The following is a 22636-nucleotide window of genomic DNA, read 5'->3' as shown; positions in this document are numbered from 1 at the left end:
GGGATCAGTTCGCGGCGACGACGTCCGCGAACACCTCGGCGAGCCGGTCGAGGACGGGGGTGTCGGCGAGCAGCACCCGGTGGTGCAGCCAGAGGCAGTCGGAGCCGATCTCCTCGGACACCGGGCAGCGCTTGGCGATCTCGTCGACGTCGCCGACGGCCGGCCCCTGGAAGTAGCCGGCGGTGCGGTAGACCGGCGGGAAGGCCACGAACGCGGGCACGCCGTGTTCGAGCAGCGCGTCCACCACGGCGAGCCGGCGATCGCGCGTGATGCCGGGGAGCCGGACCATCGCCATGTAGTGCGCCATGCGGTCGCAGCGCTCGTCGCGGTCCTGCGGCACCACCCCGGGGATTGCGCCGAGCAGGGCGGCCAGGTGCCGCGAGCGCTCCTCCCGAAGGGTCACCTGCCCCTCCAGGCGCGACAGCTGGCCGCGCAGCACGGTGGCGGAGAACTCGTTCATGCGGAAGTTGGAGCCCTGGGTGAGGTGGGCGTAGAGCCGGTCGCCCGGGGGGCGCCCGCAGCCGTGCCGCAGGTACGCCTCCCGGTGGGTCTCGTCGTCCGGCAGCAGCACGGCGCCGCCCTCGCCGGCCGTCATGAGCTTGCCGTTCTGGAAGCTGAACGCGGCGATCGAGCCGAGCTCGCCCACCCGGCTGCCGCGCCAGCGGGCCGAGTGCGCGTGCGCCGCGTCCTGGAGGACCGCCACGCCGGTGGCGGCGGCGAGTTCCGCCAGTGCGTCCATGTCGGCCAGTTGCCCGGCCATGTGGACCGGCATGACCACCTTGGTCCGCGGGGTGACGAGCCGGGCGGCGGCCTCGACGTCCAGGTTGTAGGTGTCCGGCCGGACGTCGCACGGGACGGGCACGGCGCCGACCCGCTGGACGGCCAGCGAGGTGGCGATGAACGTGAAGGCCGGGACGATCACCTCGTCGCCCGGCCCGACGCCGAGCACCGACAGGGCCAGCTCCAGCGCGTGCGTGCCGTTGGTGGTCGCGATGGCGCGGTGGGCTCCGTGCAGATCGGCGAACTCCCTTTCGAAGCTGTCGACTTCACTGCCCCCGTTGCGCCACCAGCCCTCCTGCTCCAGGACGCGCAGAAGGCCCTCACGCTCCTCGGCACCGTGCTGCGGCCAAGCGGGAAACGTCAGGGGCGACTGGACCGGAATGGATGACATGGGTCGGGCCTCTCGGTCGTGTGCGGCATGGGGGCAGGCCGCCGCACACGGGGGGCGACCCTGCTGCAAACCGGTCCGTCCGTCGGGCGGAGCCGCCGGACACCGGGTGTGACGCGACCCGCCGGACTGCCGCTCGGACGTGGGCGGGGCCACCGATCGAAAACCTCGGACCGGCCGGCCTCGGGCGTACTGCTCCGTGAGAAATGGCCGGCAGGGAGGGGGGTGGACAACCGTTCGCTCAGCCACGCAAATCATGGCCAGGTCATCCCGAACACGTCAACACCAAGCGTCCGACCGGGTTCGACGCCCATCGGCACCGGCGTTTTCCCGCCACCCGCCGACACGGTGTCGGACGACCGGGACGTCGCTGCGCAGAAACGCCCCGGGCTCCGTTCGCGACCGATCGTTCAGGCCGTCCGGACAGCAGGAAATGGCCAGAAGCACATGCCTGACGCGAAAAATACGTTCCCGTAAGGTGGTACGCCGCCGGGAAATGAACCATGCTCGGGAGCCTCGCCCCGCACGGCCCGCAGGCCGCTCCGGCCTGCTCCACCCGACCGCCCCCGGGGCCGGCCGCGCACATTCCGATCACTCCCGGTCGTTCACGAAGATCGATCGGAAACGCCGACGATCGTCGGCGATCATTCCCGCCGTCCTCCTCGCCTTCGCCGAAAGGACCCCCGCCGTGGAAGAGATCAAGGCCCGACTGCGCAAGGTTCTCGTGGACTCGCTCGAACTGTCCGTCGCGCCCTCCGAGATACCGGACCGCGGACTCGTCGAGGCCCTCGGACTCGATTCGATCAATACCATCGAGTTCCTCATCTGGGTGGAAAGCGAGTTCGGCGTGGAGATCGCCGACGAGGACCTTTCGATCAGACTGATCGACGATCTCGACCTCCTGGCGGAATACGTCCACGGCCGGACGTCCGGCATCGGAACCGGCGCCGGCACCGGCACCCCGGCCGCCTGAACCGGGGAGACGGCAGCCATGGCAGAGCGCGCCCTCGTCATCGGGCTCGACGGCATGCCCCGCACCCTGCTCGCCGAGCTCGCCGCCGACGGGGTCATGCCCCGCCTCGGCGCCCTGCTCGCCGAGGGGTACTGCGCCCCGCTGCGGGCCCCCGTCCCGGAGATCAGCTCCACCTCCTGGGCCACCTTCCTCACCGGCACCAACCCGGCACGGCACGGCATCTTCGGCTTCACCGACCTCGTCCCCGACGAGGGCTACCGGATCTGCTTCCCCAACCTGCTGCACCTGCGCGAACCCGCCCTCTGGGCACTCGCCTCCGCAGCCGGCCGCCGCACCGTCTGCCTCAACGTGCCGGGCACCTACCCGGCGCCCGCCGTCGACGGCGTGGTGGTCTCCGGCTTCGTCGCACCGCGCATCGAGAACGCCGTCACCCCCGGCCGCCTCCTCCCGGAGCTCAAGCGCTTCGCCTACGAGCTGGACGTCGAGGTGGGCGACGTCGCGGACGACCCGGCAGGCTTCCTGGCCCGCGCCGGACGCGCCCTCAGGGCCCGTACCGACGCCATGGTGCACGTCCTCACCCAGGAGCCGTGGGACCTCGGCATCGCGGTCCTCACCGAGACCGACCGGGTCCACCACTTCCTCTGGCGCGCCGTCGCCGACCCCGCCGACCCGCTGCACGGCGCGGTCCGCGACTTCTACCGCCTGGTCGACGACTGCGCCGGCCGGCTGGCCGACGTCTGCCGCCCCGACGAGGAGCTCTTCTTGGTCAGCGACCACGGATTCGGCCCCGTCGACCGGCAGTTCTACCTCAACGCCTGGCTGCGGGAGGCCGGCCACCTCGCCGACCTCGACACCACCGCGAAGCTCGCCGACCTCGACACCCGCAGCCACGCCTTCGCCCTCGACCCGGCCCGGATCTACCTCCACCGCAAGCACCGCTTCCCGCGCGGCGGCCTGACCGACACCGAGGCCGACGCGCTCGCCGACGAGATCGCCGACGAGCTGCTGCGGCTGCGCGGCGACGGCGTCCGCGTCGGCACCGACGTGGACGGCCCGCTCCTGGTCGCCGCGGTCCACCGCCCCACCGAGCTCTACCACGGCCCACTGCTCGACCACGCCGCCGACCTGCTCGCCCTGCCCGCCGGGGGCGTGCAGCTGCGCGGCGCCTGGGGCGGCAGGGCGCCGCTGCGCACCGACACCCTGACCGGCACCCACACCCGCGACAACGCCCTGTTCTACCGGCGCGGCGCCGCCCCGCCGCCCGCCGCCCCGGGCGGCACCGGACCCGCCTCGCTGGACATGCTCGACGTCGCGCCGACCCTGCTCGCCGCCGTCGGGGTCCACCCGCTCGGGCTGGACGGCGCCGTCGTCCTCGGCGCCGGCGGAACGGCGCGGGCGACGTGACCCGGCGAAGCCGCCGGACGAGGGGGAGGTGCGGGCGCCCGTGAGCCGGATCCTGCTGCTCAACGGCCCCAACCTCGGCACCCTCGGCACCCGGCAACCCGAGATCTACGGCACCACCACCCTCGCCGAGATCGAGGCCGCCGTCGCCGAGGAGGCCGCCGTCCGCGACTGGAAGGTCGTCTCCGCGCAGCACAACGGGGAGGGCGAGCTGATCGACGCCCTGCAACGGCACGGCGACGTGGCGGGCGCGGTGGTCAACCCGGGCGCCCTGATGATCGCGGGCTGGGGCCTGCGCGACGCGCTCGCCGACTTCGGCCCGCCCTGGATCGAAGTGCACCTGTCCAACGTCTGGGCCCGCGAGAGCTTCCGCCACACCTCGGTGACGGCGCCGCTGGCCGCCGGCGTGGTGATGGGCATGGGGGCGCTCGGCTACCGCGTCGCCGCCCGCTCGCTCACCCTGCTGGTGCCCGCCGACCGCCCCTACGGCCACCCCGACAACAGCCCCGCCGACCGCCCCGACGACAAGGCCCAGGCCGTCCTCGGACCGACTCCCTGAGGGAGAACCAGATGCCCCACCCCGGCCGGGTGGCCGTGATCGGACTCGACTCGGCGACCCCGCAGTTGCTGTTCGACCGGTTCGCCGACGACATGCCCGTCCTGACCGCGCTGCGCCGGCGCTCCCTGTGGGGCCCCATGCGCAGCGTCGACCCGCCCATCACCATGCCCGCCTGGTCCTGCATGATGTCCGGCCGCACCCCGGGGGAACTCGGCGTCTACGGCTTCCGCGACCGCGCCGCCCACGACTACGGCCCGCTCGCCTTCGCCACCTCCCACAGCATCCGGGCGCCCCGGATCTGGGACGAGATGACCGCCGCCGGCCGCGACAGCGTCGTCCTGGGCGTCCCCGGCACCTACCCGACCACCCCGATCCGGGGCGCCATGGTCTCCTGCTTCCTCGCCCCCTCCACGCGGGCCCAGTACACCTCCCCGCCCGGACTGCGCGACGAGATCGAGAAGCTCACCGGCGGGTACGCGCTCGACGTCGAGAACTTCCGCTCGCCCGAACTCGCCCGGGTCTCCCAGCAGATCTTCGACCTGAGCGAGCAGCGCTTCCAGGTCGCCCGGCACCTCGCCACCACCCAGGACTGGGAGTTCCTCTCCTTCGTCGACATGGGACCGGACCGGCTCCACCACGGCTTCTGGAAGTACTGCGACCCCGAGCACCCCCGGCACGAGCCCGGCAATCCCTACATCGACCTCTTCCGCGACTACTACCGGGCGCTGGACCGGCACATCGGCGAGTTCCTGGCCTGCCTGCCCGAGAACACCACCGTCCTGGTGGTGTCCGACCACGGCGCCCAGCCGATGGTCGGCGGACTGTTCATCAACGAGTGGCTGCGCAAGGAGGGTCTGCTCGTCCTCGCCACGGAGCCTGCCGGGCCCACCCCGATGGCCAAGGCGGACGTCGACTGGAAACGCACCACCGCCTGGGCGGAGGGCGGCTACTACGGCCGGATCTTCCTCAACGTCGAGGGCCGCGAACCGCACGGCACCGTGCCCGCGGGCGAGTACCAGGACACCCTCGACCGGATCGCGACCGCCCTGGAGCTCCTGCCCGACGACGCCGGACAGCCGATGGGCACCCGGGCCCTGCGCCCCGACCAGCTCTACCCCGAGGTCAACGGCATCGCCCCCGACCTGCTCGTCTACGTGGGCAACCTGCGGTGGCGCGCACTCGCCACGCTCGGCATGGGCCAGGGGCTGTACACCACGGAGAACGACACCGGCCCGGACCACGCCAACCACGGGGACACCGGGGTCTTCCTCCTCGACTCCCCCGGTGTCACGCCGGGCCGGGCCGACGGCCTCTCGATCTACGACGTCGCGCCCGCGCTGCGGGAGCTGCTCGGGCTGCCCGGCGGGCGGCTGCCGCACTGACGGCGGACACCCGAACGCCCCTCCGACGTTCCCGGGAGGGGCGTTCGGGTGTTCGGGTGTTCGGGGCGGGTCCGGGAAGGCCGCGGGACGGCCGGTCCGGAAAGGACCCGGGAAGGCCGCGGGACGGCACCGGACGGGGTGCCCGGGGGTTCCGGAGGCCGGGGCGCCGGTCAGCCGTCCGCCGCCCCGCGGGCCAGCAGCAGCGCCCCGTGCAGCGAGGCCCGGGCCCCGCAGCGCGCCCGGCGGACGGCCGGCGGGGCGACCCCGGGCCGGGCCAGCCGGCGGACCTCCCGCCGCACCGCTCCGACCAGCCCCGGGACCCCGTGTCCGAACCCGCCGCCCAGCCGCACCTCGGCGCACTGGAGCAGCTCCCCGAGGTTGACCACCGCGACGGCCAGCGCCGCCGCCGTCTCCCGCAGCGGTCCGAGCGCCCAGGCCCGGCCCTCCGCGAGCCCGGCCCGGAACTCCTCCGGGCCGACCGGCGCACCCCGGGCCGCGGCGGCCCGGGCCAGCGTCGCCGGGCCGGAGGCCACGGCCTGGAGGCATCCGGTCCGCCCGCAGACGCAGCCGGCGCCGCCGGGGTCGACCACCAGGTGGCCGACCTCGGCGGCGCCGCCGTACGGGCCGGTGTGCAGCCGGCCGCCGAGCACGATCCCGCCGCCGACGCCCGTCCCCAGCCCCAGGTAGGCCAGGTCACGGACGCCGCCGCGGGCGGCCTCGGCGAGCGCGGCGAGGTTGCCGTCGTCCTCGTACCGGACCGGGACGCCCGGCAGGACCCGCTCCAGCACCGTGTCCAGCCGCAGCCCGGCCCAGGAGGGCCGGGAGGGCCAGGAGGTGAGCCGGCCGTCCCGGACGGTGGCCGGCAGGGCGAGCCCGGCCGACCGGACGGCGCCCGGACCGGCCGCGCCGGTGATCCGGACGACCGCCGCGGCGAGCGCCGCCAGATCGGCCTCCCGGCCGACCCGGAGGTCGGCCGGGCGGTCCGCCCGGCGGTCGGCCTGGCGCGGCCAGTCGAAGCGGGCGTGCACCGGTCGGCGCAGGCCCGGGCGTTCCAGCACGAGGGCGACCTTGGTCCCGCCGACGTCGATCCCCAGCAGTGTCACGACCCGGGCCTCCGTGGGGAGATCGGTCCTACAGCGCGGAGTACAGGTCGACGGCGTTGCCGTCCGGGTCGAGGACGATCGCGTAGTGCTGGCCCCAGACCGCGTCCCAGGGCTCGATGTGGCCGACGTAACCGGCGCCCACCAGCTCCTTGTACTTGGCGTCGACGGACGCCGCGTCCGGGAACTCGAACGCGACGGCGAAGCGGTGGCTGCCGGCGGTCGGCGCCTGCCACTCCGCGTCGTAGCTGCGGACGGTCTCGACCGAGTCCCAGGCGAGCTTCAGACCGCCGTCGAGGACCACCTCGACGTGCGGCGCGGAGTCCGCCTCGGCGGGGATGTCGAGCCCGAGGCGGCGGTAGAACGCCAGGGACTTGGCCAGGTCGTCAGCGACGATCGCGAACAGGGTCAGCTTCGGGACTGCCATGAGCAGTGCTCTCTCTCGCTCGGTTCGTGCAGGTCAGTGCGGGTCGGGAACGGGACCGCCGGCCGGCCTCAGCCGCGCTGCAGCCGGAGCCGGTCGCGGGCCGCCTTGGGCATGCCCGCGACGACGCGGTCCCAGGAGTGCTCCACCATCTCCCGTACTTCGGGGACCGGGACGGTGGAGTCGAGGACGACCGTGTTCCAGTGGCGCTTGTTGACGTGGTACCCGGGTCCCACGGCCGGGTACTGGTCGCGCAGATGGAGCGCGAGGTCCGGCTCGCACTTGAGGGTGACCTGGGCCGTCTGGTCCGACGTCTCGTCCTGGAGGATGGCGAAAACCTTGCCCTCCACCTTGAACACCGTCGCGCCGGGGCCGAACGCCTCGTCGTCGGTGGTGCCCGGGAGTTCCAGCGCGAAGTCGGACAGCTCTTGCGGAGTCATGCCCCATCCTTCCGTCGTCCAAAGAGAGTTGGGGCCCCACGGCTCCAGGGTCAGTGCCCAGCCTAGGCCGTGCGCGGAGTGGTCACGGCCACGACACAGGCCGTAGCGGGGAGATGTCCGAAAACCGACTGTCGCCCCTGCAAGGGCCGGTCGGGCGGTTCAACCGCCCTCCTCGATCCGCTCGGTGGGGAGCGACACCTGGGCCCACACGCCGGCGTGGCTGACCACCTTGGTGAAGCGGTCGGAGAGCCGGTGGAAGAGCGCGCCGGGCCGGCCGTCGGGCGGGAACGACCGGGCGTCCAGCCCGCCCCAGTCGTTCAGCGCCCGGACGAGCAGCGGATCCACCGGCACCCACACGCCGTCGACCAGGAACTCCGCCCAGCAGTGCGGCGTGGAGTAGGGCTGGGCGACCAGCAGCCCGAAGGAGAACCGCGTCCTCATCCCGCGCCGTTCACCCTCGGAGACCAGCCAGGCGGCGGCACCCCCGCAGTCCGCCATCCGGGTGTGCCACATGAACTCCTGGTCCCAGCGCACCGCCTCGGGCAGCAGGAAGAACCCGATGCCCTCCACCTCGGCAAGCAACTCCCTGATGTTCGAAGGAAGTTCGGGCCAGGAGGCGACCGGCCGGACGAGCAGCCCGGCCAGCCGGGCGTCCACCGGCCCGCCCTCGGCCCGCCGCCGCCCGGCGGCGGTCAGCACCCCGTACCCGCACCGCCCCGGGTGCCCGGGGGCCGGGCACCCGGCGACCACCTCCACCCGGTAGCCCCGGCCGCTCCCTTCCGGGCCGGCCGGGGCCGCGGTCTCCAGGGCCTTGGCCCAGGACCGCATGGAGCGGCTCTGCACCGAGACCAGACCGAGGTGCAGGGCGGTGTTGCCGAGGTCGTACCCGTCGTAGAGCCGGTCGCCGCCCTCGCCGACGTACGGGACGCCGGCGGTGGTGAGGGCGGCGAGCAGCTCGGGCCGGATCCGGTGCAGCCGGCGGGCGCCCGTCGCGGTGACGGCGAAGCGCCGCTGCCGGTCCGGCACCTGCCGCAGCCGCCGGACGAGCTCGTCGAGGGCGGCGGGCTCCGGCACGTGCTGTTCGCGTGCCGTGCTGCCGACGGGTGTCGCCATCGGGGGTTCCTCCGGGTCGCTCGGATCGTCGGGTCGCTCGGGTTCAGTCGATGTAGCCGAGGGCTTCGAGGCGCGCGGCGACCTCGTCCTGTTCGTCCGCGCTGTACGGGCCCGGGACGGCGGCGGGGACCGCCGTCCGCCCCTGCTCCCGCGGTCCGCCGTCCGCCCGGTCGCCGGCGGGCGCGTCGGGCCCGTCGGCCTCCGCCTCCTGCGCGGCGAACGGGGAGAAGTCCGCCAGCCGGGGCAGCACGCCCTCCGCGTACAGCTCCATCGACCGGATCGCCTCGGCGCCCGCGATGTCACCGAACACGAACTCGCCGAACAGCGTGTTGAAGCAGCCCTCCAGGGCCGCCGCCCGGATCCGCTCGGCCACGGTCTCCGGGGAGCCGACGAACACGAGGTTCTGGTCCAGCAGGAACTTGAAGTCGTGGCAGCCCGCCAGGATGTCGGCGGTGCTGAGCCTGCTGGCCGGCGCGGCCGGCGTGCCGGAGCGCTTCACCGAGCCGTAGCGCAGGGTGTTGACGAAGGCGTCGACGACCTGGTCCGCGGCCCGGGACTCCGCCTCGGCGTCGGTCTCGGCCACGTGCACCAGGCTCCAGTAACCGATGTTCGGCTCCCCCGTCCGGCCGCCCGCCCGCCACCAGTCGACGAAGTGGCGGTAGACCGTGGCCGTCGCCGCGCGCGGCACGATCATCGTCGAGGCGGTGTGGCCCCCGATCGTCGCCAGGTAGCGGAGCGTCGCGCGGTCGCCGGTGGGGATCCAGATCGGCGGGTGCGGTCGCTGCACGGCGCCGAAGGACAGCTCGATGTCGCGCATCCGGTGCACCGGACCGTCGAAGTCGAAGGGCCCCTCGGCCGCGAACGCGGTGCGCAGCAGGTCCGCGCACTCGCGGTTGAGCACCTTGCGCCTGGCGAAGTCGGCGCCGAACGGCAGGAACGGCTCGTCGCTGACGCCCGAGGCGAGCCCCACCTCCAGCCGGCCCCCGAGGAGTTGGTCGAGGGTGGCGACCTCCTCGACCACGTGCAGCGGGTGGCGCAGCGGCGGCACCCAGCCCATCGGCCCGACCCGGATGCGCTCCGTGCGCAGGGCGGCGCCGGTGGCGAACGCCACCGGGGAGGACATCCAGCTCTCCCGGGGGGTGCAGTGGTGCTCCACCGAGAAGGCGTAGTCGAAGCCCAGCCGGTCGGCGGCCTCGACCTCCCGCCACAGCTCGTCGTAGCGGTCCCGGACGGTGAGGTTCTCACGGCCCCAGACGTGGGTGAAGTAGGCGGTTTTCATCAGCGGCTCCGGTGCGGGAGGTCGGCGGTTCGGGGGTGGGGTGCGGTGGCGGGTCCCGGGTCGGTGGCGGGTCCCGGGTCGGCGGCGGGTCCCCGGTCGGTGGGGGCGGGGCGGCCGGCCGACGCGTACAGCCGGTCGACGCAGGACGCGAGGACGGCGATCTCGGCGAGCGAGTCGGGGGCTCGCCCCGTTCCCGCCACCGACCCGGGGCCGGGGCCGGGGCCCGGTCCCGGGCCGTCGGAGCGGGCCCGGACGAGCCGCCGGGCGAGTTCGTCGACCTGGCGCCCGTACTCGGCGCCGACCGGCTCCTCGGGCAGCGGGACGCTCTCCTCCCGGCCGCGCCGCAGCACGGTGAGCGAGGAGCGGCCGAGGCGGTGCGGGCTGAAGCCGAAGGTGCCGCGCAGCACGGCGACGCCCTCGGAGCCCTCCACGGTGATCACGGTGCTGTCCAGCGGCTGGTGCGAGGCCCACCGGGACTCCACGGTGACCGCCACGCCGGTCGTGGTGAGCAGGAAGCCGCGGGCGGTGTCCTCGACCCGCTCGGCGGGGGCTCCCGGTGGCCGGCCGGACGGGGCACCGGGCGCGACCGGGCGGGCGCTCCAGTCGGCCGCTCCCTCGGCCCGCCCCAGCCAGTCGCCGGAGAGGCTGCCCAGGGCCCGCGCGACGTCGGGCCAGCCGAGCAGGTCGAACCCGACGTCCAGCAGGTGCCAGCCGAGGTCGAGCAGCGCACCCCCGCCGGCCAGCCGGCGGTCGGTGAACCAGCCGTCGCGCTGCGGGATCCCCGCCGCCCTGGTCCAGTTGAGGCCGAGAGCGCGGATCTCGCCGAGGTCCGGCAGCAGGGCCGCCAGCGCCCGGACGTCGCCGCGGTGGCGGGCCGCGCTCCACGCGTGCACCCCCGCGCCGGGCGCGGTCGCGGCGCGCAGCGCCCGGGCCTCCTCGCCCGTCCGGCAGACCGGCTTCTCCACGAACACCGGGACCCCGCGCCGCAGCAGCACCCGGGCCGCCGGGACGTGAAGGTGGTTGGGCAGCGCCACGACGGCGGCGTCCAGCGGGACGTCCGCCAGCTCCTCCGGCCGTGCGGCGACCGGCACGGCGCGGCCGGCCGGGGCGACCGCGCGGGCCGCCTCCGGGTCGGCGTCCACCACGGCGGCCACCTCGAACGCCGGGTGCGCCTCCAGCAGCGGCACCCAGACCTCGCGGGCCACCCAGCCGGCACCCAGGACGGCGGTGCGCAGCGGTGCGGCGCCGGTGCCGGGAGTGGTGCCGGCGCCCGGGGCGGTGCTCAAAAGCGCGCACCGCCGTCCACCACGAGGGTGTTGCCGCTGACGTAGGAGGCCCCCGGGGAGAGCAGGAACGCCACCGCGGCGGCGACCTCCTCGGGCTCGCCGAGCCGGCCGGCGCCGATGAACTTGAGGACGAGGTCGCGCTCCTCCGGCGAGAAGTCCATGACCTCGGCCCGGATCGCCCCCGGTGCCACCACGTTGACGGTGATGCCGTGCTTGCCGACCTCACCGGCCAGCGAGGCGGCCCACGGCTGGAGGGCCCCCTTGGTGGCGGCGTAGGCGCTGTGGCCGGGCAGGCCGCTGGTGCCGGCCCGGGAGCCGAACAGCACGATGCGTCCGTACCGGGCCCGCATCATCGGCCGCAGGCACGCCTTGGCGAGGTTGATCGAACCGGCCAGGTTGACCTGGAGCAGGGTCTCCAGCGCGGCGGCGTCGGTGGCCATCGCGAGACGGCGGGTGCGCAGCCCGGCGGCGGCCACCAGGCCGTCGATCCGGCCGAACCGGTCGAGGGCGGTGCCGGCCAGCCGGGCGGGGCCGTCCGGGGTGGCCAGGTCGGCCTGGACGGGGACGAACGTGCCGCCGGTCTCGGCGATCTCGGCGGCGAGCTTCTGCACCCGCTCCTCGCCGTGGTGGTAGCCGGCGACCACGGTGGCCCCCAGGTCGGCGAGGTGGCGGGCCACGACCCGGCCGATGTCCCCGGAGGCTCCGGAGACCACGACCACCCGGCCGTGCTGTCCCATGCTGTCCGCGATGCGGGCGGAGGATTCGCCCATCAGTCGGCCTCCTTCACGATGACGAGATGACAGGGGGAGCCCTCGAACGGCAGCCTGCGGACGACGTCGGCGCCCGCTTCGGCCAGCCCGGCGGCGAGCGCGTCGAGGGTGGGCCAGTCGGTGCCGCCGTGGGTCAGCCAGTCGAGGGCGAGTTCGGCGCCGCCGGCCAGGTCGGGCGCGGCGGCGGTCGCGGGATCGCCGGCGGACGGCAGGAACACGTCGTCGACGAGCAGCCTCCCGCCGGGCCGCAGGGTCTCCAGCAGTTCGGTGAGCCGCGCGCCCGAGGCGGGGTCGTGCACGGCGTTGGCGACGACGCAGAGGTCCGCCCCGCCGCGCGGCGGATGCGGCCCGACGGTGACCCGCCCCGCCTCGACGGCCTCGACGACCGCCGGCGAGGGCGGTCCTGCGAGCCGGCCCGCCTGCCAGAGGTGGCCGGTGGCGGTGGGGTCGGCGGCGAGCAGGCGCTCCAGGTAGCGGCCCGCGCCGGCGGTGACCTCCACCAGCCGCGCGCCGGGGCGCGGGCGGAGCAGCCGGAGTCCGAGGGCGGTGCGGGCGTGGGCCGCCGGCCCGCCCATGGCGCCCTGGTAGGCCCGGACCAGCGCGGTGTGCGCCGGGTCGGCGGCGGAGCGGCGGTCGAAGTCGCGCCCGGCGAGGCCGGCGCGGGCGACGGCCGCCAGGGTCTCGCGGGTGACGAGGTCGCGGGAGAGGCGTTCCTCCAGCTCCACGAAGGCGATCAGCTCGGCGGCCCGGACGCGCGGCCCGGCCGGGTCCGGCCCGGTGGCGGGGTCCGCGGCGGGCCCGGTGGCGGGCGCCGTCGCGGGCCCGGCGTCGAGCAGTCCGAGCGCGGTCGCGGTGTCCAGCAGCAGTTCCAGGGCGCGCGGGTCGCAGCCCGACCCGGCACTGAGTTCGGCGAGCCCGGTCCCGTCGGAGAGCGCGTCGAGCAGCCCCAACCGGTGCAGGGCGAAGAGCAGTTCGGAGGCCTTGTAGGCCCGGGCGGCGGCGAGCGCGCGCGGGGTGAGCCGGTAGCGGGGCGCGGCGGCGGCCTTCCCGGCGGCGGTCCGCGGCAGCGCGGCCCGCAGGAGGAAGGTGTCGGGGACCTTGTACGGGGCGAGGTGCTGCTCGGCGTACGCGCGCAGCTCCTTCTCGTCCGGCCCGCCGGTGGCGACCACGATCTCGGCGACGATGCCGTCCTCGCCCTCGTGGGCGCGGCGCCGCGCTCCGACCCGGACCTCCCGTACGCCGTCGTGGCCGCGGAGCACCGCCTCGATCTCCAACGGGGCCACCCAGCGTCCGCCGCGCCGCACGGCGGTGCCCTCGCGGCCGAGGACGCGCAGGGTGTTCCCCTGGCGCCGGGCCAGGTCACCGGTGTCGTGCCAGTCGGCGAGCGCGTCGGTGCGGATCCGGAGCAGCCCCGGACCGTCCGGCGTCTCGGCGCCGGTGGCGCGGTCGACGAGCCGGACGGTGACGCCGGGCAGCGGGGAGCCGCTGTCGAGCGGGGCGAGCCCGGCCGGCCCGGCGAGGACGGCACCGAGCTCGGTGGAACCGTAGTTGCGGGCCAGTCCGATCCCGTAGGCCTCGCGGAACAGGGCGTCGAGCGCGGCGTCGACCGGGCCCGCGCCGACCATGGCGATCCGCAGCGCCGGGGCGGGCGGCGGGTCCTCCGGGGCGGCCCGCCGGGCCTTCAGCCGGCGGCGGGTGGCGAGCAGCCGGGCGGTGGCGGGTACCAGGGCCACCACGGTTGCGCCGTCCGCGAGTTCACGGCCCACCCGGCCGAGCGCGGTGGGCGGGACGGGCCGCAGGGCCGCCCCGGTGAGCAGGCCGCCGCAGAGCCAGCCGAGCGCGTACGCGTGGGAGAGCGGGACCGGCAGCAGCAGGGTGTCCCGCGCGGTGAGGCCGACCCCGTCACGGTAGCGGCGGGCCTCGGAGAGCCAGCTCGCCTCGGAGCGCCGCACCAGCTTGGGCGCACCGGTCGACCCCGAGGTGGGCAGCAGCACCGCGGGGGCGTCCCCGGACTTCCGGCCGGGCGTACCGGTCGGCCGCAGGCCGGCCGCGTCCAGGACCCGGCCGCCGCCGGCGGCGGCGAGCAGCCGGGCGACCTCGGCGTCCGGCGTGTCGGGGGCGACCGGGAGCGGGTGGGCGCCGGCCGCCAGCAGGGCCAGGAAGGCGGTCACCCAGGCGGGTTCGTTGGGCTGCCGCAGGACCACCGCCTCGCCCTCGACGCCCTCGGCGGCGAGCGCGTCCGCGGCGGCCCCGGCCGCGGCCAGGAGGGCGCCGGCGGTCAGGCCCGGCAGCACCTCCCGGTCGGGGTCGAGCCGGCCGACGGCGCCGAGCAGCGTCTGCGGGCCGGACCCTGCGGCGTCAGACATCGGCGCCCGCCAGGTAGTCGGCCTTGGCCTGCTCGATCATGCCGCGGATCCGGGGCGGGGCGTAGGTGGGGGCGGTGCACAGTTCGTCGAGGGTGATCTCGCTCTCGAAGTACATCGACAGGGTGTCCCACGGGGTGAAGCAGCCGTGGCAGGCGCTCAGCCGCGGCCGGGGGGCGAGCAGCGCCTGGTAGAGGCCGCTGGAGCCGAGCTTGTCGAGGACGCCCTCGGCCTCGTCGGACAGCACGTTGCCCATGTCGGAGAACCAGATGTTGGGGCAGGGGGTGACCACCCCGTCGCTGAAGGTGGAGACGACCAGCCGGGGCAGGTGGCAGCGGAAGGTCCGCTTGCCCTCGCGGTAGAAGCTGAGCAGCCGGTCGAAGTACGGACGCGGCGGCAGGATGTGGGCGAACTCGTCGTAGCGCCGGACGAGTTCCTCGATGTGGCCGATCTGGTCCGGCCGGACCTTGAAGGTCTCGGAGTCCGGGCCGCGCACCGGGAACGGGAAGAAGGTGGGCGGGTTGTCGAAGCCTCCGAGCCAGCCCGCGAACTCGCACAGCTCGGTGATGCTGCGGTCGTTGAGGACGCCGTAGATCTCCACCGGCAGGCCGGATTCCAGGATCCGGCCGATCGTGCGGAGCACCTTGGCGTGCAGGGACTCGGACTGCACCCGGTAGCTGTTGCCGGTGTACAGGTGGCTGTCCAGCGAGATCTGGAGGACGACGTTGCCGAAGGAGCGCAGCCGTGCCAGCTGCTCCTCGTTGACCAGGACGCCGTTGGTCTGGATGACCAGGACCTCGTAGTGGGCGGACTGCTCCTCCAGGAAGTCCATGATGCCGCGGACCAGGAAGATCTCACCGCCGGTCACCTTGAGCAGCGGCAGGTCGAAGCGGCCGTGCAGCCGGCCGGCCACGGTGTTGATGCGCCGCCCGAGGTCGGTGGTCGGCGAGTAGTCGTCGCGCTTGGGCGGGTCGAAGATGAGCTTGAGGGAGTGGCCCTCCTTGAGGTTGCTCTGCCCGGTCAGGCAGTAGGTGCAACTCAGGTTGCAGGAGTCCTCGTTGATGACGAGGTCGTTGCCGATCAGGGGAAGTGGCGTGGTGGACGGCATGGGGTCTCGGTCCTTTCGCGGTCAGCTGGCTGGGCGGGCGCGGTGGTCCGGACGAGCGGGTCAGGCGGGTGGCCGAGGGGTCTGCCGCGCGCCGCCCGCCTCCGTCGGCCCGGGCCGCTGCCAGTAGCGGTCGGCGTACGGGTGTCCGGCGGCGGCGCCGTGGCCGCGGGCCCGGGCGCCGAGCGCCTCGCGCAGGCGGCCCGGCCCCCCGAAGAGGGCCAGGGCCTGGCTGGTGTAGTGCTCCGCGCCCGCCAGCCAGCGTTCGAGGTCGGCGGGGGTGAGCGGTTCGCAGCGGGCCACCAGTCCGTCGTGGTCGCGACGGCGCAGCGGGTAGGGGAAGTCCTCGTACCAGGCGGTGCCGGGGACGGCCAGTCGTTCGGCGGCGGCGCGGACCAGGGCGTGGTCCACGTGGCGTCCGGCGGCGAGCGGGGCGTGCAGCCGGGTGCCGGGCGGGCACCAGGGGCGCAGCGCCTCGGCGATGGTGTCGGGCAGCGGGCCGTCGTCGGGGTGGGGCCGGCCGAGGACCCGGGGGGCGGCGGTGTAGCGGGGCCGGCCGGCGGAGGTGCGCAGGGCGGCGTCGGTGAGGCCCAGGGACACCCGGGTGACGCCGAGCGCGGCGAGCGCGGCGCGGTCCTCGCGGCGGCGGGTGGCGGGTTCGGCGATCCGCCGCCAGTCGTCCGGGCGGTGGGCCGCGCGGTGGCCCGGGGAGGTGTCCGCGGTGTGGCCCGCGGCGCCGTCCGCGGTGTCGAAGACGGTGACGACGGTGACCTCGGCGCCCAGCGCCGTCCAGCGGGCGAGCCGGCCGCCGAGCGACCAGACCGCGTCGTCGGGGTGCGGTGAGACGACGACGTGCCGGAGTGCCTCGTCCGTCCCGGTCACGGCGCGTCCGCCGTCGCGGCGAGGACGGCCGCGGCGTACCGCTCCGGGCTGCCCTCCGGGCCGAGCAGGGCGGCCAGGGCGCGGACCGAGGGCCGGGGGTGCAGGTCGGAGAAGCGGGCGAGGTTGCGGTCGTGCTGGTCCCAGCGGTCCGGCCGGGCGTGGCTGAGGTGGACGCCGCCGGCCTCGGGCACCAGCCTCCGGCGCGCCCCCAGGTCGTACAGCCGGAGCCCGAGTTCGAGGTCCTCGCAGCCCCAGAGCCGGCCGAACTCCTCGTCGAATCCGCCCGCCCGCCGCCAGAGTTCGCGCTCCACGGCGGAGTTGGCGCCGACCAGGCCGAGCCACGGGGCGACGTCGGGCACCACCCCGGCCTCCATCGCCTCGACCGCGCGCTCCAGCGCGTTGGCCACGGTCCGGCGCCGGGGGTTGCGGTCGGGCGGTGCGCCGGGGTCGGCGAGACCGGCCACGAGTTCCCGGACGACGGCCGGCGGGGCATCCGCCACCTCCGCCAACAACCGCGCCGCGGTCGGAAGTTCACGCATCCTGCCGTGCAGGAAGCAGCCGGGTTCGGCCGCCCCGGCGTACGCCGCGAGGAAGTGCGGGCCGACGATCACGTCGGCGTCCAGGAAGACCAGCCAGCCGGCCCCGTCGGCCGCCGCCGCACCGGCGTTGCGGGCGGCGGCCCGACCCCGGCCGGGGCCCGGCACCACCCGCAGCGGCAGCCAGTCACGCGCCTGTCCGAGCACACCGGCGAGGCCCTCGGCGGCGGCCCCGCCCGCGTCGTTGTCGTCGACCACGATCACCTCGTGGCCGGGTGCTGCGCTCTGCACGGCCAGGCAGGCGAGTGTCACCCGCAGCCGCTCGTGGTCGCCCCGGGTGGGGACGACCACGGCCGGTCCGGCCGGTGCGGAGCGCGTGCGTAAGTGCATCGGGTCGGCCCTTCCGCGTGCGAGGCGATCGGCATGGCCCGTCACACCCCGGTCACCGGTACGGAACGCCGGGAACCCGGACGGGACGCACTGCCGGAATACGGGTGGGATCAGTGCGTGAAGATACGTGAAGATACGTGGGAACAGCCGTCGGCACTTCATTCCTCAGCGAACGGCCCGCCCTGAGAGGCTCTACCGGGATGCCCGGCGAAGTCAACCGGCGGAACGGAATCCTCACATACTCGCGGGCCCCGCCGACGGCCCGCGGTAAGGATCATCCGGGGCCGACCGATCCGTTCCGGCCGCCCCGCGGCCGGGTCCCGCCACCCCGCCCCGTTGATCGAAATTCCGCTTCCGGCGGGAACACCCGGTGACCCGTGGTCAATTGTGGTGGCTGGGGCGAATGGGAGATCACCGGAATTCGGCCGTCCTGCCGTGTACCAATATCCCGGAGAAATGCGTAGTGTTGCGGTCGGCCCCGGACCGCCGGTGGCCGGCGCACCCGTGCGTCGGCGGAGACCGGCCCCCACCCCCGCACTCCCCCCTCCGGGCGGATCCCCAGGCAGCGCGAAGCTCCGGACCCGGAACGCAGGTGCTGCCCACAGCTGGAGGCGAACCCCCGTGCCACCCACGCCCCGTGCCCTCGTCATCGGAATCGACGGGGGAACCTTCGACGTCATCGACCCGCTGATCGAGCGGGGCCTGCTCCCGAACATCGCGGGACTGCTCCGCACCTCCGCCGTCGGCCGGACCACCTGCACCTGGCCCGCCCACACCGCACCCGGGTGGAGCACCTTCGTGACGGCGGGTCAGCCCGGCAAGCACGGCATCTACCAGTTCTACGACACCCAGGAGCCGGACTACCGGGCCCGGGTGACCCAGGCCGGCGACCTCGGCCGCTCCTCCGCCTGGGACTGGCTGGCCGCCCAGGAGTACACCCTCGGGCTGATCAACATCCCGATGTCGCACCCGCCCGCCGACCTGCCCGGCTACCAGATCACCTGGCCGCTCGAACGGACCCTGCGGCACTGCCGTCCGGACTCCCTGCTGCGTGAACTCGCCGCCGCCAAAGCCCACTTCCAGTCCGACCTGGCCACCATGTTCCGGGGCGACCTCGGCTACCTGGAGCAGGCGGAGCGCAACGTCGAGGCCCGGGTGCGGTCGGTGCGGCACCTGATGACCACCCGGCCCACCGACGTGGTGATGGTCGTCCTGACCGAGGCCGACCGGGTCGGCCACCACTACTGGCACTACGAGGACACCACCCACCCCCGGCACGAGCCGGCCCCGTCCGGCACCGGCTGGGAGCTCGCCAACACCCGCATCCACCGCGCCCTGGACACCGCCGTCGGCGAGCTGCTCGACCTGGTCGACGAGGACACCGTGGTGACACTGGTCTCCGACCACGGCCTCGGCCAGGGCCGGTACGGGCTCGCCGTGCACCGGATCCTCGAAGACGCGGGCCTGCTCGCCACCGAGCCGGGCGACGCGCCCGCCGACGGCTCCGCGAGCTGGTTCGCCGCCGGCGGCCGGCGGATCGACTTCGCCCGCACCGCCGTCTACATGCCCGTCCCCGGCAGCTACGGCCTCAACCTCAACCTGCGGGCGCGGCAGGCCCGGGGCACCGTCGCACCCCGCGACCGGGACCGGGTGACCGCCGAGGTCGTCGAGCTGTTCGAGGACCTCAAGGGCCCCACCGGGGACCGGGTCTTCCGCAGCGTCCTGCCCAGTGCCGAGGCCTACCCGGGCCCGCTGCGCGGACGCGCCCCCGACCTGCTCCTGCTGCCCGCCGACGAATCCGTCCTGCCCGTCACCGACCTCACCGGCGAGCTCTGGCAGCCCAGCGCCCAGACCGGCCTCCACCGGCACCAGGGCATCTGGGCGCACCGCTCGCCGCGCACCCGCCCCGGCCGGCTGGACCGCAGCGTCCCGCTCGCCGACACCCTGCCCACGCTGCTCGCCGACCTGGGCGCCGCCTGGCCCGACGACGTCGACGGCCGCGCCCGCACCGAGATCTTCACCGAGGGCGTGCCCGTCCCCGGGCCCGACCCCCGGGTGGCGGCCCGCAGCGCCACGGCACCGCCCTCCGAAGCGGCCGACCGTGCCGCCGAGGAGGAGGACGACTACACCAGCAGCCGGCTCCGCGAGATGGGTTACCTCTGAGCGACCGGCCACACCCACGGAGGAATGAGCGTCATGCAGGACACGCAGGACACACAGGACACCAAGGCCCGGCTGCGCAAGGTGCTCGTCGACTCGCTGGAGCTGTCCCTCTCCCCCGCGGACATCCCGGACCGCGGACTCGTGGAGGCACTGGGACTCGACTCCATCAACACCATCGAGTTCCTCATCTGGGTGGAGAGCGAGTTCGGCGTCGAGATCGCCGACGAGGACCTGTCGATCAAGCTCATCGACGACCTCGACCTGCTCGCCGAGTACGTCGACAACCGGCTCCGGGGCGACCGGACCGCCGCCGGCACCAGCGCCTGACCGGGAGCATCCGATGCGACAGCCCATCGACATCGACCTCAGCCCCGCACCCCCGCGGAAGAAGCCCGGCGAGTTCGCCATCGCCCTCGACCCGCGCATCACCGACCCCGGACGCTTCAAGGTCAGCTTCCTGATCCTGCTCGACGGCGACCTCGTGATGTCCCCCGAGCACCTCGGGGTCGCCTACATGACCAGCGTCCTGCGGAGCGTCGGCTTCACCGCCGAGATCCGCGAGGTCGACCACGACGAGGACGCGCACGCCGCCACCGTCGAGCACCTGCGCGCGTACCGTCCCGACCTCGTCTGCTTCACCCTCATGAGCCTCAACCTCACCAGCTGCGTCAGCCTCTGCCGGCAGCTCAAGGAGGCCCTGCCCGACACCCCGATCGCCTGCGGCGGCCCGGCCGGCACGTTCGCCGGGCTCGACGTGCTGCGCAACAACCCCTACACGGACCTCGTCGCCGTCGGCGAGGGCGAGCCCACCATCCTCGACCTGGTCCAGCGCCTGTACCTCGACGAGGCGCTCACCGACTGCCCCGGCATCTGCTACCGGGACGCCGACGGCGCCCTGCGCCAGAACCCCGCCCGGCCGCTCATCCACGACCTGGAGGTGCTGCCCTTCCCGGCCCGCGACCAGCTCAGCCAGCACGGCGACAAGCTGGAGTACGTCCGGGTCAGCACCAGCCGCGGCTGCGTCGCCAACTGCGCCTTCTGCTCGGCCCCGCACCTGAAGAACCGCGTGCAGGCCGGCAAGGCCTGGCGCGGGCGCGGCCCGGAGCAGATCGTCGAGGAGGTGGCGCAGATCGTCGAGCGCCACCAGTTCCGCACGTTCGACTTCGTCGACTCGACCTTCGAGGACCCGGACGGCGGGCGGGTCGGCAAGAAGCGGGCCGCCGCCATCGCCCAGGGCATGCTCGACCGGGGCCTCGACATCTACTACAACGTCTGCATGCGGGCCGAGAACTGGAGCGACACCCCCGAGGACCACGCCCTGCTCGACCTGCTCACCGCCTCCGGGCTGGAGAAGGTCAACGTCGGCATCGAGGCCGGGACCGCCGAGGAGCTGCTGCTCTGGGAGAAGCGGGCCACCGTCGAGGACAACGTCACCATCATCCGGATGCTGCGCGAGCACGGCATCTACCTGGCGATGGGCTTCATCCCCTTCCACCCCTACGCCACCCTCGACACCCTGATCGCCAACGCCCGCTTCCTGCGCGACAACTCCGGCCACAACCTGCGCCGGATGACCGAGCGGCTGGAGATCTACCCGGGCACCGCGATCGTCCGCCGGATCGAGGGCGAGGGCCTGCTCTGGGACAGCTACCAGAAGAACCTCGACCCGTACGGCTACGACTTCGCCGACGAGCGGGTCGGCCTGCTGGCCAAGCACTTCGCCAGGCTCTACAACAACGACGACTACCACCAGCGCGGGGTCATCACCGACCAGTCCGCGGTCTTCGAGTTCGAGACCTACAACGTGGTGATGCAGACCTTCATCTCCCGGCTGCACCGGCGCTTCGGCGGACTGCCCGGCGTCGACGAGGTGATGGAGGACTTCAAGGCCACGGTGCACGAGATCCGCCAGGAGATGGGCCAGTTCAACTACGGCTTCTTCATGTCCAACCTGGAGGCCGTGATGAACGACTCCCTCGACCGGGACAAGCAGGAGGTCCAGGTCGTGGACGTCGAGGAGTACTTCCGCGACCGGCTCGACCGGCTCCGCTCCGAACAGCTGCGGGTCGGCAAGCGGCTCACCCGGCTGGGCGCCCGCGTCATGGAGATCAGTTCCACCCTGCCCAGCTTCGGGCCCGGCGGGCTGCCGCGCAGCTACAGCGGCGAGGGCAGCGGTGCCACCTGGTGAGCCCGCCGCGGCCGGCCGGATCGCGGTGTGCAGCCTCAGCAGCCGGGAGCTCCTCGAACCGCTCTCCGGGCTGCCGGACGTGGCCATCGTCGGGACGCTGATGACCGCCAACCTCGGGATCGAGCAGCTGGTGCGCACCATCGCGCACCGGCCCTCGATCCGCGGCCTGGTCGTCTGCGGACGGGACTCACCGCGCTTCCTGGCCGGGCAGAGCCTCGTCGCGCTCTTCCGCGAGGGGGTCGACGCCGAGCAGCGCCTGATCCGCGGGGCGGCGGGCTACCTGCCGGTGCTGCGCGGCGTCGCGCTGCGCGAGGTCGCGCAGGTGCGCGCCCAGATCGAGCTGGTGGACGCCCGGGGCGAGTGCGACCCGGCGGTGCTGCGCCGGGTGATCGCCGACCTGTCGGCGCGCACCGCCTCCGCGCCCGCCCCCGCCGCCCCCGACGTGGACGACGACACGGCGGGCCCCGGGGAGGGCGCCGACGGCGGCCCCGCGAGCACCCGGCCGGCCTTCCGGCGGCTGCGGCCCGGCGGCCGGCGGGTGGGCATCAGCCGGGCGCTGGACGGATTCGTGGTGATCGGCCTCGACCTGCTCGCCCGGCGGATCGTCCTGCGGCACTACGACAACGACCTGACCCCCCGGCACGAGATGACCGGCGTCCGCGCCGAGTCGATGCTGCTGGGGCTGCTGAGCGCCGGAGTGGTCGCCGAACCGGCCCACGCCGGCTACCTCGGCGGCGAGCTGGCCAAGGCCGAGACCGCCCTGCGGCTCGGCCTGCCCTACGTCCAGGACCTTCCGCTGCGTGCCCCGGGCCGGCCCGCGGGCGCGCGGCGACCGGGTCCCGACCGAGAGGACACCCCGACCATGGGTGAAGCTACGTCGAGTCCGTACAGCCTCGCGGAGTTCCTCTCCGCCCTGGTGGCCGGACTCGGGGTGGAGGGGGTCGAGCTGGATCCGGAGGTCCCGCTGGGCATCCAGCTGCTGGTGGACTCCGCCCGCATGATCGAGCTGGCCATCCTGCTGGAGGAGGAGCTGGGGCTGGACCTGCCGGCCGACGTCGACCTGCGGCGCGCCAGTCCGCTGGAGCTGTACGGCGCCCTCACCGGCTGACCGCAC

At 74.5% G+C, this 22636-nt stretch carries 20 protein-coding genes; 8 read left to right on the top strand and 12 right to left on the bottom strand.

Annotation, left to right across the window (positions count from 1 at the left end):
- Positions 1-4: 4 nt before the first annotated feature.
- The gene (locus ACFWIC_RS05365; protein ID WP_380516018.1) at positions 5-1171 is read right to left on the bottom strand and encodes an aminotransferase class I/II-fold pyridoxal phosphate-dependent enzyme; all 1167 of its coding nucleotides are present in this window, start codon (positions 1169-1171) and stop codon (positions 5-7) included.
- Between the two features lie 685 nt (positions 1172-1856).
- Here ACFWIC_RS05365 and ACFWIC_RS05360 point away from each other — a divergent pair.
- Genes ACFWIC_RS05360 through ACFWIC_RS05345 form a run of 4 tightly spaced genes read left to right on the top strand, consistent with a single transcriptional unit; the run spans position 1857 to position 5483 of the window.
- Positions 1857-2141, top strand: coding sequence for a phosphopantetheine-binding protein (locus tag ACFWIC_RS05360; RefSeq protein WP_329951576.1), 285 nt, complete (start codon positions 1857-1859; stop codon positions 2139-2141).
- A gap of 18 nt (positions 2142-2159) precedes the next feature.
- Positions 2160-3545, top strand: coding sequence for an alkaline phosphatase family protein (locus tag ACFWIC_RS05355; protein WP_380516015.1), 1386 nt, complete (start codon positions 2160-2162; stop codon positions 3543-3545).
- Between the two features lie 40 nt (positions 3546-3585).
- Positions 3586-4101, top strand: coding sequence for a type II 3-dehydroquinate dehydratase (locus tag ACFWIC_RS05350; RefSeq protein ID WP_380516012.1), 516 nt, complete (start codon positions 3586-3588; stop codon positions 4099-4101).
- An 11-nt stretch (positions 4102-4112) separates the two neighbouring features.
- Positions 4113-5483, top strand: a complete 1371-nt coding sequence (locus tag ACFWIC_RS05345) for an alkaline phosphatase family protein (protein ID WP_329878922.1) — start codon at positions 4113-4115, stop codon at positions 5481-5483.
- Positions 5484-5653: 170 nt separating this feature from the next.
- Here the strand turns inward: ACFWIC_RS05345 and ACFWIC_RS05340 are convergent, their stop codons facing one another.
- From ACFWIC_RS05340 to ACFWIC_RS05290, 11 genes are all read right to left on the bottom strand, one after another.
- Complete coding sequence (locus ACFWIC_RS05340) at positions 5654-6586, bottom strand: ROK family protein (RefSeq protein WP_380516009.1); 933 nt, start codon at positions 6584-6586, stop codon at positions 5654-5656.
- A gap of 28 nt (positions 6587-6614) precedes the next feature.
- Complete coding sequence (locus tag ACFWIC_RS05335) at positions 6615-7010, bottom strand: VOC family protein (RefSeq protein WP_329878924.1); 396 nt, start codon at positions 7008-7010, stop codon at positions 6615-6617.
- 68 nt (positions 7011-7078) lie between these two features.
- Positions 7079-7447, bottom strand: a complete 369-nt coding sequence (locus tag ACFWIC_RS05330; RefSeq protein WP_329951573.1) for an MmcQ/YjbR family DNA-binding protein — start codon at positions 7445-7447, stop codon at positions 7079-7081.
- Between the two features lie 159 nt (positions 7448-7606).
- Positions 7607-8560 carry a transglutaminase domain-containing protein gene (locus ACFWIC_RS05325; RefSeq protein ID WP_380516005.1) on the bottom strand — a complete coding sequence of 318 codons (954 nt, stop codon included), beginning with the start codon at positions 8558-8560 and terminating at the stop codon, positions 7607-7609.
- Positions 8561-8603: 43 nt separating this feature from the next.
- A complete protein-coding gene (locus ACFWIC_RS05320; RefSeq protein ID WP_329878927.1) occupies positions 8604-9839 on the bottom strand; it encodes an LLM class flavin-dependent oxidoreductase in 1236 nt (411 codons plus the stop codon).
- On the bottom strand, positions 9839-11125 hold the full coding sequence (locus tag ACFWIC_RS05315; protein WP_380516002.1) for a Gfo/Idh/MocA family protein: 1287 nt from the start codon (positions 11123-11125) through the stop codon (positions 9839-9841). The genes ACFWIC_RS05320 and ACFWIC_RS05315 overlap by 1 nt, the downstream gene beginning before the upstream one ends.
- Positions 11122-11895, bottom strand: a complete 774-nt coding sequence (locus ACFWIC_RS05310; RefSeq protein WP_329878929.1) for an SDR family oxidoreductase — start codon at positions 11893-11895, stop codon at positions 11122-11124. Before ACFWIC_RS05310 ends, ACFWIC_RS05315 begins: the two co-directional genes overlap by 4 nt.
- A complete protein-coding gene (locus ACFWIC_RS05305; protein ID WP_380515999.1) occupies positions 11895-14261 on the bottom strand; it encodes an AMP-binding protein in 2367 nt (788 codons plus the stop codon). Before ACFWIC_RS05305 ends, ACFWIC_RS05310 begins: the two co-directional genes overlap by 1 nt.
- Positions 14254-15366, bottom strand: coding sequence for a radical SAM protein (locus tag ACFWIC_RS05300; RefSeq protein ID WP_355405797.1), 1113 nt, complete (start codon positions 15364-15366; stop codon positions 14254-14256). The genes ACFWIC_RS05305 and ACFWIC_RS05300 overlap by 8 nt, the downstream gene beginning before the upstream one ends.
- A gap of 60 nt (positions 15367-15426) precedes the next feature.
- Positions 15427-16245, bottom strand: coding sequence for a PIG-L deacetylase family protein (locus tag ACFWIC_RS05295; RefSeq protein WP_380515996.1), 819 nt, complete (start codon positions 16243-16245; stop codon positions 15427-15429).
- A complete protein-coding gene (locus tag ACFWIC_RS05290) occupies positions 16242-17171 on the bottom strand; it encodes a glycosyltransferase family 2 protein (protein ID WP_329951567.1) in 930 nt (309 codons plus the stop codon). Before ACFWIC_RS05290 ends, ACFWIC_RS05295 begins: the two co-directional genes overlap by 4 nt.
- 621 nt (positions 17172-17792) lie before the next feature.
- Here ACFWIC_RS05290 and ACFWIC_RS05285 point away from each other — a divergent pair.
- Genes ACFWIC_RS05285 through ACFWIC_RS05270 form a run of 4 tightly spaced genes read left to right on the top strand, consistent with a single transcriptional unit; the run spans position 17793 to position 22630 of the window.
- Positions 17793-19334 carry an alkaline phosphatase family protein gene (locus ACFWIC_RS05285; RefSeq protein ID WP_329951566.1) on the top strand — a complete coding sequence of 514 codons (1542 nt, stop codon included), beginning with the start codon at positions 17793-17795 and terminating at the stop codon, positions 19332-19334.
- 33 nt (positions 19335-19367) lie between these two features.
- Positions 19368-19661 (top strand): phosphopantetheine-binding protein, encoded by a 294-nt coding sequence (locus tag ACFWIC_RS05280; protein ID WP_329878935.1) that lies wholly within the window; start codon positions 19368-19370, stop codon positions 19659-19661.
- 13 nt (positions 19662-19674) lie between these two features.
- On the top strand, positions 19675-21522 hold the full coding sequence (locus tag ACFWIC_RS05275; protein WP_329951565.1) for a B12-binding domain-containing radical SAM protein: 1848 nt from the start codon (positions 19675-19677) through the stop codon (positions 21520-21522).
- Positions 21509-22630, top strand: coding sequence for a hypothetical protein (locus ACFWIC_RS05270; protein ID WP_380515991.1), 1122 nt, complete (start codon positions 21509-21511; stop codon positions 22628-22630). The genes ACFWIC_RS05275 and ACFWIC_RS05270 overlap by 14 nt, the downstream gene beginning before the upstream one ends.
- Positions 22631-22636: the final 6 nt, after the last annotated feature.

The organism is Kitasatospora sp. NPDC127035, from assembly GCF_042726075.1.
Lineage (GTDB): Bacteria > Actinomycetota > Actinomycetes > Streptomycetales > Streptomycetaceae > Kitasatospora.
The sequence above is the reverse complement of the archived record's forward strand: the minus strand, read 5'-3'. Positions and strand labels throughout refer to the sequence as shown.

Bases quoted from the DNA above. Each gene is read 5' to 3' on its own strand.
- ACFWIC_RS05300 (WP_355405797.1), bottom strand. From the start codon at position 15,366: ATGCCGTCCACCACGCCACTTCCCCTGATCGGCAACGACCTCGTCATC.
- ACFWIC_RS05320 (WP_329878927.1), bottom strand. From the start codon at position 9,839: ATGAAAACCGCCTACTTCACCCACGTCTGGGGCCGTGAGAACCTCACC.
- ACFWIC_RS05325 (WP_380516005.1), bottom strand. From the start codon at position 8,560: ATGGCGACACCCGTCGGCAGCACGGCACGCGAACAGCACGTGCCGGAG.
- ACFWIC_RS05355 (WP_380516015.1), top strand. From the start codon at position 2,160: ATGGCAGAGCGCGCCCTCGTCATCGGGCTCGACGGCATGCCCCGCACC.
- ACFWIC_RS05280 (WP_329878935.1), top strand. From the start codon at position 19,368: ATGCAGGACACGCAGGACACACAGGACACCAAGGCCCGGCTGCGCAAG.
- ACFWIC_RS05290 (WP_329951567.1), bottom strand. From the start codon at position 17,171: ATGCACTTACGCACGCGCTCCGCACCGGCCGGACCGGCCGTGGTCGTC.
- ACFWIC_RS05335 (WP_329878924.1), bottom strand. From the start codon at position 7,010: ATGGCAGTCCCGAAGCTGACCCTGTTCGCGATCGTCGCTGACGACCTG.
- ACFWIC_RS05365 (WP_380516018.1), bottom strand. From the start codon at position 1,171: ATGTCATCCATTCCGGTCCAGTCGCCCCTGACGTTTCCCGCTTGGCCG.
- ACFWIC_RS05275 (WP_329951565.1), top strand. From the start codon at position 19,675: ATGCGACAGCCCATCGACATCGACCTCAGCCCCGCACCCCCGCGGAAG.
- ACFWIC_RS05330 (WP_329951573.1), bottom strand. From the start codon at position 7,447: ATGACTCCGCAAGAGCTGTCCGACTTCGCGCTGGAACTCCCGGGCACC.
- ACFWIC_RS05310 (WP_329878929.1), bottom strand. From the start codon at position 11,895: ATGGGCGAATCCTCCGCCCGCATCGCGGACAGCATGGGACAGCACGGC.
- ACFWIC_RS05345 (WP_329878922.1), top strand. From the start codon at position 4,113: ATGCCCCACCCCGGCCGGGTGGCCGTGATCGGACTCGACTCGGCGACC.
- ACFWIC_RS05305 (WP_380515999.1), bottom strand. From the start codon at position 14,261: ATGTCTGACGCCGCAGGGTCCGGCCCGCAGACGCTGCTCGGCGCCGTC.